12 protein-coding genes and 1 pseudogene are annotated in these 11,644 nt (G+C 40.5%); 12 read left to right on the forward strand and 1 reads right to left on the reverse strand.

All coding sequences use genetic code 11. The annotated features are described in order from the left end of the window. Nucleotides 1-58: 58 nt before the first annotated feature. Nucleotides 59-1,621 (reverse strand): alkaline phosphatase family protein, encoded by a 1,563-nt coding sequence (locus tag QFZ72_RS12690; RefSeq protein ID WP_307433790.1) that lies wholly within the window; start codon nucleotides 1,619-1,621, stop codon nucleotides 59-61. Nucleotides 1,622-1,789: 168 nt separating this feature from the next. Here QFZ72_RS12690 and QFZ72_RS12695 point away from each other — a divergent pair, with 168 nt between their 5' ends. The 12 genes and pseudogenes from QFZ72_RS12695 to QFZ72_RS12750 all read left to right on the forward strand — a co-directional run bounded on the left by QFZ72_RS12695 (nucleotide 1,790) and on the right by QFZ72_RS12750 (nucleotide 11,609). Next, on the forward strand, nucleotides 1,790-2,602 hold the full coding sequence (locus QFZ72_RS12695) for an alpha/beta fold hydrolase (RefSeq protein WP_307433792.1): 813 nt from the start codon (nucleotides 1,790-1,792) through the stop codon (nucleotides 2,600-2,602). 170 nt (nucleotides 2,603-2,772) lie between these two features. Beyond that, a pseudogene (locus tag QFZ72_RS12700) lies at nucleotides 2,773-3,342 on the forward strand (hypothetical protein). Nucleotides 3,343-3,367: 25 nt separating this feature from the next. After that, nucleotides 3,368-3,535, forward strand: a complete 168-nt coding sequence (locus QFZ72_RS12705; RefSeq protein ID WP_307433794.1) for an HAD hydrolase-like protein — start codon at nucleotides 3,368-3,370, stop codon at nucleotides 3,533-3,535. Continuing rightward, a complete protein-coding gene (locus QFZ72_RS12710) occupies nucleotides 3,519-3,695 on the forward strand; it encodes a hypothetical protein (protein ID WP_307433796.1) in 177 nt (58 codons plus the stop codon). Before QFZ72_RS12705 ends, QFZ72_RS12710 begins: the two co-directional genes overlap by 17 nt. A gap of 75 nt (nucleotides 3,696-3,770) precedes the next feature. Then, on the forward strand, nucleotides 3,771-4,238 hold the full coding sequence (locus QFZ72_RS12715) for a GNAT family N-acetyltransferase (RefSeq protein ID WP_307433798.1): 468 nt from the start codon (nucleotides 3,771-3,773) through the stop codon (nucleotides 4,236-4,238). A gap of 462 nt (nucleotides 4,239-4,700) precedes the next feature. Then, a complete protein-coding gene (locus QFZ72_RS12720; RefSeq protein WP_307433800.1) occupies nucleotides 4,701-6,143 on the forward strand; it encodes a GntP family permease in 1,443 nt (480 codons plus the stop codon). Nucleotides 6,144-6,173: 30 nt separating this feature from the next. After that, nucleotides 6,174-6,875 carry a CoA transferase subunit A gene (locus QFZ72_RS12725; RefSeq protein WP_307433802.1) on the forward strand — a complete coding sequence of 234 codons (702 nt, stop codon included), beginning with the start codon at nucleotides 6,174-6,176 and terminating at the stop codon, nucleotides 6,873-6,875. Nucleotides 6,876-6,890: 15 nt separating this feature from the next. Further along, the gene (locus QFZ72_RS12730; RefSeq protein ID WP_307433804.1) at nucleotides 6,891-7,544 is read left to right on the forward strand and encodes a CoA transferase subunit B; all 654 of its coding nucleotides are present in this window, start codon (nucleotides 6,891-6,893) and stop codon (nucleotides 7,542-7,544) included. A gap of 26 nt (nucleotides 7,545-7,570) precedes the next feature. After that, nucleotides 7,571-8,356: a 3-hydroxybutyrate dehydrogenase gene (locus tag QFZ72_RS12735; RefSeq protein ID WP_307433806.1), complete on the forward strand. Its 786-nt coding sequence runs from the start codon at nucleotides 7,571-7,573 to the stop codon at nucleotides 8,354-8,356. A gap of 192 nt (nucleotides 8,357-8,548) precedes the next feature. Then, on the forward strand, nucleotides 8,549-9,973 hold the full coding sequence (locus tag QFZ72_RS12740; RefSeq protein ID WP_307433808.1) for a sigma-54 interaction domain-containing protein: 1,425 nt from the start codon (nucleotides 8,549-8,551) through the stop codon (nucleotides 9,971-9,973). A 385-nt stretch (nucleotides 9,974-10,358) separates the two neighbouring features. Next, nucleotides 10,359-11,144, forward strand: a complete 786-nt coding sequence (locus QFZ72_RS12745) for an SRPBCC domain-containing protein (protein ID WP_307433810.1) — start codon at nucleotides 10,359-10,361, stop codon at nucleotides 11,142-11,144. A 27-nt stretch (nucleotides 11,145-11,171) separates the two neighbouring features. Then, the gene (locus tag QFZ72_RS12750) at nucleotides 11,172-11,609 is read left to right on the forward strand and encodes an SRPBCC family protein (RefSeq protein ID WP_307433812.1); all 438 of its coding nucleotides are present in this window, start codon (nucleotides 11,172-11,174) and stop codon (nucleotides 11,607-11,609) included. Nucleotides 11,610-11,644: the final 35 nt, after the last annotated feature.

Here is an 11,644-nt window from a genome sequence, read left to right on the forward strand (position 1 = left end):
AAGCAACCTGAGACATGAACCAGGTTGCTTTTTGAATTAGATGTCATATCCCATGTAATTATTTTTCTTCTAAGATATGAATAATCCAGTTTTTTAAATCAACAATCCGTAATTGATCAATGTGACGGTCGGTTCCTGTAACGATTATAGGAGCATAAGAATCGACTTTGTGCATAGAACCGTGGGCTCCTCCGCCAGTATGTTCTGGAGAGCTTTCTCCTATGAATTCATAGCCGGGTTTTGCATCCGCTATTAGAAATTCTCCTTCTTGTGAATGAATGGCTCCATACAATCTTGATAAACCATCAGGGTAATCCCCATAGCTAAGCTGTTTGCGGCTATTTGCTTTCACATCTAAAATGTCCATGTTCCCTTTTATCTCCCAGTTTTGATGATAACGATCTTGATAAGGGCCTCCAGGTTTAAATTGGAGAGTTCCTTTGCTTTCATTTGAAATAACTTGCACCATATCGTTTTCTTTCCAGGCAATCCAGGCAATTCGAGGATCTGTCTGCAAATTACTGGCTATTTTTTTTATAGAGGGATCCTTTTTCAGTTTGTAAATATATGCCATTCGTTCATTTGCAGTAATAGCAATTTCAGTGTTTTTTTGAACTTGATCACCAAGCTTTAAATGCTGGTAATCCGATAGGGCATCTCTTAAGTCGATCAAGGCTTTCTTTTTGTTCTTTTCTACAGCTGATTGATTACCATCTCCCATAATAATCCATACTGTGTTTTCGAGAGCGTCATTCCACTTTGGATAAGTATTCAATATTTCTTGAAGATGTTTATCAAGCTTTTCAATCCCATCCGTTGTTTTAGGTCCTTTTCTATGGACTGTATGATCATTTTCGGGGAAGTATAAAATTGTAAATTCAGGAAGAAGCTTGTTTTTTAGAAGATAGGTTAACTCTTGAACAGCAAAAGCATCATTAATACCTAATCGATTAATCACATGATTGTTTTCCGGATCCTGATTAAGAAAATCTCCTAAAGTTAATATCTTCGGTCCAGTTGTATTGTATTTGTCTGGCAGGGAAGTCGTTTTTGCTATAATTTTTGGAACCCTCAAGGTATGCTGATAATTTCCCCTGTATATTACAGCATTGATAGAGGCAGTTTGTTTTCCTCTATCATCCAGTTCTTCGTGGATTGTTTTTACATTTTTACTTAGATCTTTGTTATTAAATTGATAGAGGCTGTTGTCTGCCATATCCGTAACTCCATACTTCAAGGTTTCTAAGAGTCCATTCCCATAGCTGATTACCCGCTGTTCATCTTCGTTATACCAAACAAGACCGGGTATTTTATGCTTATCCGGGTTTGTTCCTGTAAGCAAAGTGCTGTCAATGGTAACGGACATAGTTGGATAAGAACTTACCAGCTCTTTACTGTACTGACCATTGTTCAGGAAAAATTCGAGAGCAGGGGCTTTATTTTCATGAATCGCTTTTTTTAATGGTTTGTCCATTAATGAATCCACAACAAGAAGAATCACTTTTGGTGAAGAGGAGTCCTTTGTTTGAATAATGTTTGGAGAGACTTGATCATTATTGGCTGAGCAGCCGGTAATCAGGATGATTAAAAGGGTTACTAGAGCTAGCGCACAATTCTTCATTCAGACTCCACCTTCGGTTTACAAGTTCTCCTTATTATTTACAATATCTCCGCATTCATGTTAAAAAACGTAATCAAAAAGTGTATAAAGAATTTTTTATAAGGGGAAGGTAAGGTAGCGAAAGGAAATCAATTAGTCGGCTCAAGAATCATTTGGAGTGAAAAAATTATGCCCTCAATCAAGTTAGACAGCTGCAATTCTTTCCATTACGAGGAATTCGGTCAAGGGATACCGGTAATATTTATTCATCCTCCCGGTATGGGAAATAAAGTGTTCTTTTATCAGCACAATTTGTCAAAGCATATGAGAGTTATTTTTCCGGACTTAAGCGGCCACGGAGATAGTGAGACTGCTTCGCATGAAATTTCGATTCCATATTATGCAAGTGAAATATTATGTTTTATGGATGCTTTAAATCTGGAAAAAGCCGTTATATGCGGATACTCAGCGGGGTGCCTGATCGCCCAGCATCTTGCCATTTATCATTCAGAAAGAATCGAATTGCTCATTTTATCAGGTGCTTATCCATGCGTTGATGATGTATCAGGACAAATATTGCATCATTCCGGCATATATATGGCAGATAATCATTTGAATTTATTAATAGAAATTATTTCAAGGAGTCATACAAAAGATAAAAAGATGAGAAAAATGCTAAGTGGCCATATGAAAAAAGCGGACAAAGAAGTTTGGAAGCAGTATTATATTCACTCTTTGCAATACAGCTGTCTCGACAAACTTCATCTTATCAAGATGCCTATTCTGTTTATGTACGGTGAAGCAGGCGACTGGTCGAACCATTATTTAAAACTTTATCGAAATAAATGCAAACACGCAGAGTTTTTCCTATTTACAAACCAAAATCATCAGCTTCCTACGAAGAAATGGAACATATTCAATGAAATTGTTACAGGATTTGTACTCAATCGAGTGAATTTTACACATAAGAATACCATTAGTTTACAAAGGCGGCTCTTCTAAAAAGGCCGTCTATTTTTATTGTGAATGAAAGGATTTTTTAAGAGAGAAAAGAAGAAATAACAAGATGGTCTCAGCATTGATTGTTGATTTCACACATCATTCAGGTTTATCGAGGTTTATCATGAAATGTGCTATGCTTTAATTGATGGTTTTTACAGGAGATGGTGAAAATGGACAAGGTAATCCAAACATACTTTGAGCAGCTGAATTCAAAAGACAGGGACGTTCAATACGAAGCTTATCAAGGCATTCTCTCAGCAGCACAGGAAAAAGTGGCCTGGGCTTATGATGTTTGGGATCAACTAGTAATAGGTTTAAGCTCAAAAGACAATCATCAAAGATCTCGTTCAGCTCAATTCCTATCCAGTCTGGCAATCAGTGATCCCGATAATCGGATGCTGAATGATTTTCCGGCCGTCTGGGAAGTGACAAAAGATCCTAAATTCGTTACCGCCCGGCACAGCCTGCAGTCCATTTGGAAAATTGGCCTTGCTGGTTCTCGGCAAAAGAAGTTAGTATTGGATCATCTAATAGAACGGTTTCAAACCTGTTCCAATGAGAAGAATTACACGTTGATTCGGTTTGATATTATCTAAGATCTTAAAAACTTATATGAGCAATTATACGAAGAAGAAATAAAAGAAAAAGCATTGGAATTGATTGAAATGGAAGAAGAGAGTAAGCATCAAAAGAAGTATATGTCGGTTTGGAAAAATGTACGGAGTAAGTCAGGCCTTTAAAACTTTTCATAAGTTATAAAGGAGGGTGCCCGCAAGGTGTTTTGGTACACCCTCTTTTATTTATGCATGCATGGTTGCCTTGTTTGACGTAATCATTACAGGAGACGATGTTGAAAAACCAAAAACTCATCCTGAGGGAGTAAAGAAGGCATTATTTATTCTTGGGGCGGAAAATAATGAAGCCAGACAGTGAGGCTGAAATTCTAGCAGGAGTTCGAGCAAATGTTTATACAATGGGGGTGCAATGGCTGACGGAATATCAAACGATTGATTTTGTCACACAGCCGAATCAAGTAATGAAAAATATAAATGAATTTAGAGAATTTGTTAATCGGATAAGCATCAGTAAATAAACTTGAATACAAGTTTATCTGGGGATGTTTACCATAGGTGAAACTATTCATCCCTTTTCAGGAAGGCGGATACTTATGAAACATATAGAGATACAATTATATAAAACTGAATATTTCGATTCTATCAATAGATTCAGCCTCCCGGAGAATCAGCTTCAGTTCACTGCTTTACCAAATCAGATGGCGGAAATAACACATGAAAAACATCCTGTCGTTATTTTAAGCGGTATGGAACCAGTCGGTTTTTTTGTTCTGCATTCAAGTGACAGAGTGAAAGAGTATACTGACAGTCCGGATGCCATGCTGCTGACTGCATTTTCAATGAATCATGTTCAGCAGGGGAAAGGATATGCATTCCAGGGAATGAATCAATTAAAGCCGTTCCTAAATCAGCACTTTCCAAAATGCAATGAAGTTGTACTCGCAGTCAATAAAAGAAATATTCCAGCTCAGAAGCTTTATCAAAAAGTTGGATTTACAGATACGGAAAGAAGAAAGATAGGGAGAATAGGAGAACAATTGATTTTGAGTTTGAAAGTATAACATTAAAACTGCCTGCGTCTGATTTTAGATGTTTGGTGGATTATCTATATATAGGAAGTAATTAGTCATTGGATGGAAATAAATAAAACTTATGAGGTATTTAAATGCCGAAAGCCAATTAGCCGGCCTAATTAAGTTTTATTAGATGAGTTCCGTTATTGCGGAATTTTCCGCAATAACGGAACTCGTTCGAAATTTATTCCTGAAATCCGGAATTTTTAGTGACTCTTTTTATTAAAGATTCAGTCTATCTGAAACGCAAAGCCAACAATGAAGCGGAATTGTGGCTATTGTACGAATTTTCATAAAAAATAAATAGTTGGCACGATTCTTGCAAGTATAACAACGAGCTGGTCATTTAGAAGGAGAGCGAAAACAGGTCTGATTGCACATGTTGTAAGCGCTTACTAGATAAGGTCTGCTCAATTGCAAGAATCAAAGAGGCCAAAAAGGGGGATGTTTGTGGAAATCATTATTATTTTACTATCACTAAGTTTACTGATGTTTGTTGCTTATCGGGGATTTTCAGTTATTTTGTTTGCTCCGATCTGCGCTCTGTTTGCAGTATTGCTGACAGATCCGAGTTATGTACTGCCGTTTTTCTCCAACGTGTTTATGGAGAAGATGGTCGGATTCATTAAACTTTATTTTCCGGTATTCTTGCTTGGAGCTATTTTTGGGAAGGTCGTGGAAATGTCCGGTCTTGCTGAATCCATTGCCAAAACGATTGTTAAGCTTGTAGGAGCAAAGAGAGCGATTCTAGCCATTGTTCTGATGGGTGCCATCCTGACATACAGCGGTGTCAGTTTGTTCGTTGTGGTGTTCGCTGTCTATCCATTTGCTAAAAATCTGTTCATTGAGGCAGACATTCCAAAACGTCTGATTCCCGGAACAATTGCTCTTGGAGCTTTTACTTTTACGATGGATGCACTTCCGGGTACGCCGCAAATCCAAAACGTTATCCCGACAACTTTCTTCAAAACTGACATTTATGCAGCTCCTGTTCTCGGGATTATAGGTGCGATTTTTGTCTTGTCACTTGGAATGTGGTATTTGGAATCACGACGCAAAAAAGCGGAAAAAGCAGGTGAAGGGTATGCAGGATTTCATTCAGAGACTGCTGCAGGACTAGATCCGGAGCTTGCTCGTGAAAAAGAAGAGGCAGCTGTTTCAGCAGGAACGGAACTTAGTGTTGCCCGTCAGATTCTAGCCTTCGTGCCACTTATTTTGGTTGGTGTCATGAACAAATTCTTCACCGTTTCTTTTCCGAAATGGTATCCAAACGGATTTGATTTCTCAGCGATCGGACTTGAAGCGTTTGGTAAAATCGAGCTTCCATCTGTTGTTGCGATATGGTCTGTTGAACTTGCGCTATTAATAGGAATCATCGCGACAATTGCTTTTGACTGGAAAGCTGTAACCGCTAACATTAAAGATGGTTTGAATGCTGGAATTGGCGGTGCACTGCTTGCCGCTATGAATACTGGAGCTGAGTATGGATTTGGCGGAGTCATCGCTGCACTTCCTGGATTTAAAACGGTGAGCAATGGGATTTCCTCAACATTTACGGATCCGCTTGTAAACGGTGCTGTGACAACAACCACACTTGCAGGTATCACAGGCTCCGCATCCGGAGGGATGGGAATTGCGCTAAGCGCAATGTCTGATAAGTATTTGGAGGCAATTGAAAAGTTCAATATTCCTCCGGAGGTTATGCATAGGGTTATCTCTATGGCATCAGGCGGTATGGATACTCTGCCTCACAATGGAGCGGTTATTACGCTTCTTGCGGTTACAGGTCTTACTCACCGTCAATCTTACCGTGATATTTTTGCCATTACGATTATTAAGACAGTTGCCGTATTTGTCATTATCGCTATATACAGCCTATTCGGCCTAGTTTAAACAATCATCACAGAAAGAGAGGAAACTTAAATGGCAAAGGGAAAAGTTCTAGACTCATTTAAACAAGCAATTGATATGGTAGAAGACGGTGCAACATTGGTCGTTGGAGGCTTCGGCCTCTGCGGCATACCTGAAAAAACGATTCTTGCTTTAAGAGATAAAGGTGTCAAAGATCTTACTGTTGTAAGCAATAACTGCGGAGTTGACGATTGGGGCCTTGGCTTGCTGCTTGCAAACAAACAGATCAAAAAAATGATGTCTTCTTATGTAGGAGAAAACAAAATTTTTGAACGTCAGTATTTAAGCGGTGAATTGGAAGTTGAGCTGATCCCTCAAGGAACTTTAGCTGAGAGAATGCGGGCTGGCGGAGCTGGAATTCCTGGCTTTTATACTGCAACCGGAGTTGGAACGAAGGTGGCTGAAGGCAAGGAGCACAAAGATTTCGATGGCCGGACGTATATCCTTGAAAGAGGAATCGTTGGAGACTTTGCCCTAGTTAAAGCATGGAAAGCAGACCCGCTTGGTAACTTGGTTTTCAGGAAAACTTCCCGAAATTTTAATCCAGTGGCTGCGATGGCCGGGAAAATTACGATAGCAGAGGTCGAAGAAATTGTTGAAACCGGAGAGCTGAATCCAGACGAAATTCATACACCTGGCATTTATGTTCAGCATGTATTGCTTGGTGCGAACTATGAAAAACGAATCGAACGCCTTACCGTTCGTCAGGCATAAAAAGGAGGCAAAAACATGAGTGACAGCAGACATAAAATGGTGAAGCGAGCAGTGAATGAAATAAAAGACGGCATGAACGTAAATCTTGGAATCGGGATGCCTACTCTTGTAGCAAATGAAATTCCAGATGATTATAATGTGCTTTTGCAATCGGAGAATGGCCTGCTTGGAATCGGACCGTATCCGATTGCAGGAACCGAAGATCCAGACCTGATCAATGCAGGAAAAGAAACGGTAACAAGTGTACCTGGCGCATCTTATTTTGACAGTGCAGAATCTTTCGCCATGATACGCGGAGGACATATTGATCTTGCCATTCTAGGAGGCATGGAGGTTTCCGAACAGGGAGACCTTGCGAACTGGATGATCCCAGGAAAAATGGTTAAGGGGATGGGCGGTGCCATGGATCTTGTTAATGGCGCCAAACGGATTATTGTTATTATGGAACATGTCAATAAATATGGTGAATCCAAGGTTAAAAAAGAATGCACTCTTCCTTTGACAGGGAAACAGGTTGTCAACCGCCTAATTACAGAGCTTGCTGTATTTGATTTTGCAGATGGCACGATGGAGCTCGTTGAACTTCAGGACGGGGTGACCATTGAGGAAGTAAAAGAGAAAACAGAAGCCTCATTTACAATAAGTCAATCACTGATGACCGCCCATTAAGGCGAGCAATAGAAAGGAAAATGGCGATGAATCGATTACTTAAGGAAAAGGCAGCGCTTGTGACAGGTGCCGCGAGCGGCATCGGATTTGAAGTTGCTAAGGAATTTGCTAAAGAAGGAGCGGCAGTAGTCATTTCCGATGTGAATCTGGAAGCAGCCGAAGCAGCTGCTGCAAAATTGAAGGAAGAAGGTTTTGAATCCATTGCTGCTGCTTGCGATGTAACAAAGGAAGATCAGATCATTCAAACGATTGAAACCGTTCAAAAACAGTACGGCCGCTTGGACATTCTTGTTAACAATGCTGGACTGCAGCATGTTTCTCCAATCGAAGAATTCCCGACTGACCGGTTTGAATTCCTGATCAAAGTCATGCTGACAGCGCCGTTTGTAGCTACAAAACACGTTTTTCCAATCATGAAAAAGCAAAATTTTGGCCGGATTATTAATATGGCATCTATTAATGGAGTTATCGGTTTTGCAGGAAAAGCAGCTTACAACAGCGCCAAACACGGTGTCATCGGACTGACTAAGGTTGCTGCGCTTGAAGGGGCGGAACATGGAATCACCGTTAACGCACTTTGTCCGGGCTACGTTGATACCCCTTTGGTTCGCAACCAGCTTGCTGACCTTGCGAAAACGCGAAACGTAGAGCTTGAACGCGTTCTAGAACAAGTGATTTATCCTCTCGTTCCGCAGAAAAGATTGCTCTCAGTTCAGGAAATTGCCGATTATGCAGTCTTTCTGGCAAGTGATAAAGCAAAAGGAATTACCGGTCAGGCAGCTATTCTTGATGGCGGGTATACGGTTCAATAATACTTATATTCAGAAAAGGGACAGCCCATGCTGTCCTTTATTTTTGCAATGATCAAGTAAATGGCTGTCTTTACCAGAGTGATTTATTGATCTGAATCTCCCAGTCTATTGATTTTTATTAATAGGTCTGTGTAAGATGAACATACAAATGTAAACGGTTTATTTCAGACAACAAGGAAAGAGGTGGAGAAAATGAAAGGACTAATGGAAAAGCTTCCCTATGATTGGATTGAAGAAGTAGTCAATTTAGCGGCAGAATGCATGGTCATTGTGGATCATGAAGGAATTGTTGTTTATCTCAATTCGGCCTATTGTGAATTCCTGAATGTAACCGCAGAAGAATCGATTGGGAAACCGGTTCAGGATGTTATTGAAAATACAAGAATGCAGATTGTAGCCAAAACCGGTCAGGCGGAAGTGGCGTCCATTCATCCCATTAACGGAAGCGAAATGATTGCAAACCGGTATCCCCTCTATGTGAAAGGACAGCTGGTGGGCGCTGTAGGAACAGTGATGTTCCGAAATGCTCAGGAATGGCTGGACTATTCTAAGAAAATCCAGCCGATTATGGAAGAATTAAACTATTATAAAACAAAATTTGAGAAAGAACTTTTCAGCAAATATCATTTTGGGGATCTGGTTGGAAGCAGTCCCAAATTCATGGAAGCCAAGAAGCTGGCAGAGCGGGTTTCGGACAGTCAGTCGGCCGTTCTCCTGCTTGGGGCATCTGGAACTGGAAAAGAGCTGTTTGCCCACGCCATTCATCAGACTAGCGGAAGACGTTTTGCTCCTTTCATGAGGGTCAATTGCGCTTCGATCCCCGAGCATTTATTTGAATCGGAAATTTTCGGGTATGAAGAAGGTTCCTTTACCGGTGCAAAAAAGGGCGGGAAAAAGGGAAAGTTTGAGCTTGCTCACGGAGGGACCATTTTCCTTGATGAGATTGGCGACCTCCCTCTTCAGATGCAAAGCAAATTGCTTCGTGTGCTTCAGGAAAAAGAAATTGAGCGAATCGGCGGACGCGCTCCTATTCAAATCGATGTACGGGTGATTTCCGCTACACATCGCAACCTGGAAAAAATGGTTTTGGACGGTGAGTTCAGGGAGGATCTTTATTATCGTCTGAATGTCATCAAAATCGATATTCCCTCACTTAAGGATCGTAAGGAAGACATAGTCCCAATTTCAAGAATTCTTTTAAAAAAGCTGGAGACTAAATTTCACAGGTATGGTCTTGATCTCTCTGAAGAGGTGAAGCTTGACCTGGAAAGACACTCTTGGCCCGGGAACATTCGTGAGCTTGAGAACGTACTTGAACGTGCGGTTAACGTACTGGACGGCCAAATGATTTACCCTGAACATCTGCCTCTGTATCTTCAGCAGGAAGGAAAAGGTCATAGCCAAACCTACTCAGGTCAATCGCCGCTTAGTCCAACGCACAGCAGAAAACTTTATGTACCTGTCAAACCGCTTAAAGACATCGTGGCTGAAGCTGAGAAAGAAGCAATATTCCATGCTCTTACGGAAGCGAAAGGGAACAAACTACAGGCAGCCAAACTGCTTGGAATTGGGAAGACAAGTTTTTATGATAAATGCAAGGGGTATGGGATAAGTTGACTTTTTCAGAAAGCTTCATCAGAAAATGGGAGTGCTAAAATCTATTCGCCAATATGCTGGGAATCGGTATAACGAATGAGAAGTATAGAGCAGGGAGCAGAAGAAAAAAGATGGAAGCAAGATATGAAACCTGCTCCTATCTTTTCTTATTCTTTGAGAATGCTTAGACCGCCTTTCTTTAAAAGTATTTCACCATGGTCTAAAGGGACCCTCTAATAAGGAGTTTCAAAAATAAGAGACAGGCAAGAATCTTTAATGGAAACAATTCCCGTTATTTGAATGATTGAGCTACTTGAATTAACATGTTACTATGAAGTCACACGTAATATGTGACTATCTGGTCACGTGATCATTCCATGCTGAAATGAACGAAAGGATCGTGGATATGGAAGACAAGCTTTCCACATTGTTTAAAGCGCTTGGCCACCCAATTAGGAGACGCATTCTTGATATTCTTAAAGAATCAGCTAAAACAACTGGCGAATTAAATGACTATTTTCCTGAAGTATCCAGGTATGCAATCATGAAACATCTGACCGCCCTTGAGGAAGGGAACTTGGTTGTTGTAAGACGGGAAGGAAAATACAGACTTAATTACTTAAACGCCGTTCCTCTGCAGGAAATGCATAACCGGTGGGTGGGAAAATACATTGAGACAGCGGCCGGTTCTTTACTTCAATTAAAATTGGCTGCTGAACAAAAAGGAGAAGAAGAAATGAACTTGGCAGAACAAGCAAAAGTGTTTCGAATTGAACAAGAGGTTTTCATAGACGCACCAAGAGAACAGGTATTCAAGGCATTGACAGAAAAGGCAGAAGATTGGTGGGAGTTTCGGTTAGCTCCAAAAGGAGTGACATCGAAGTTTACGTTTGATCCTGTGCCAGGCGGCCAGTTTATCGAAAGATGGGGTGAAACAGAAGGGGCAGTGTGGGGGAATGTTTATTATGTTAATGCTCCGGAAGAAATACGCCTTCATGGACATTTAGGAATGCAGGGAGCAGTCAATAGTTCTTATACGTACCGTTTAATTGAAAAAAATGATGCTACAATCCTTCAGCTTTCCCATACCGCTTCAGGAGTGATTGAAGAAAACTGGGAGCAGGATCATACTGAAGGATGGAAACATCTGCTGGGAACATTATTAAAAAAATATGCAGAACAAAATAATTGATAGTTGCCTTTTGGAGGATTAAAGAGAATGGTTGATGTATTCACTGAGATAGAAATCATGTGCACTGCTGAAAAGGTGTCAGCGTTTGCTTCAGATCCTGACAATGCACCTGAATGGTATGTAAATATTCATTCGGCAGAATGGATGACCGCAAAATCGTTAACAATTGGCTCTCAAATTGCATTTAAAGCAAAATTCCTCATGAGGGAGCTCTCGTATGTTTATGAAATTGCAGAATTCATTCCAGGTGAAAGAATGGTCATGAGAACGGCTGACGGACCTTTTCCAATGGAGACCATCTACACTTGGCAGGCAGCTGATCAGCATACAACCCGAATGACACTTCAAAATATAGGGAATCCGACAGGCTTTTCAAAATGGATAGCTCCGTTTATGTCTATCATGATGAAAAGAGCGAATATCAAAGATTTAAAAAAACTGAAGAACATCCTGGAAAATAGATAAACGCTGTATTTTTTATATGGAGAGCTTTAAAATCT

It is taken from the genome of Bacillus sp. V2I10, from assembly GCF_030817055.1.
Lineage (GTDB): Bacteria > Bacillota > Bacilli > Bacillales > Bacillaceae > Bacillus_P.

Excerpts from the sequence above, each read along its gene's own strand:
- QFZ72_RS12690 (WP_307433790.1), bottom strand. The coding sequence starts at position 1,621 with ATGAAGAATTGTGCGCTAGCTCTAGTAACCCTTTTAATCATCCTGATT.
- QFZ72_RS12695 (WP_307433792.1), top strand. The coding sequence starts at position 1,790 with ATGCCCTCAATCAAGTTAGACAGCTGCAATTCTTTCCATTACGAGGAA.
- QFZ72_RS12710 (WP_307433796.1), top strand. The coding sequence starts at position 3,519 with ATGAAGCCAGACAGTGAGGCTGAAATTCTAGCAGGAGTTCGAGCAAAT.
- QFZ72_RS12715 (WP_307433798.1), top strand. The coding sequence starts at position 3,771 with ATGAAACATATAGAGATACAATTATATAAAACTGAATATTTCGATTCT.
- QFZ72_RS12725 (WP_307433802.1), top strand. The coding sequence starts at position 6,174 with ATGGCAAAGGGAAAAGTTCTAGACTCATTTAAACAAGCAATTGATATG.
- QFZ72_RS12730 (WP_307433804.1), top strand. The coding sequence starts at position 6,891 with ATGAGTGACAGCAGACATAAAATGGTGAAGCGAGCAGTGAATGAAATA.
- QFZ72_RS12735 (WP_307433806.1), top strand. The coding sequence starts at position 7,571 with ATGAATCGATTACTTAAGGAAAAGGCAGCGCTTGTGACAGGTGCCGCG.
- QFZ72_RS12740 (WP_307433808.1), top strand. The coding sequence starts at position 8,549 with ATGAAAGGACTAATGGAAAAGCTTCCCTATGATTGGATTGAAGAAGTA.
- QFZ72_RS12745 (WP_307433810.1), top strand. The coding sequence starts at position 10,359 with ATGGAAGACAAGCTTTCCACATTGTTTAAAGCGCTTGGCCACCCAATT.
- QFZ72_RS12750 (WP_307433812.1), top strand. The coding sequence starts at position 11,172 with ATGGTTGATGTATTCACTGAGATAGAAATCATGTGCACTGCTGAAAAG.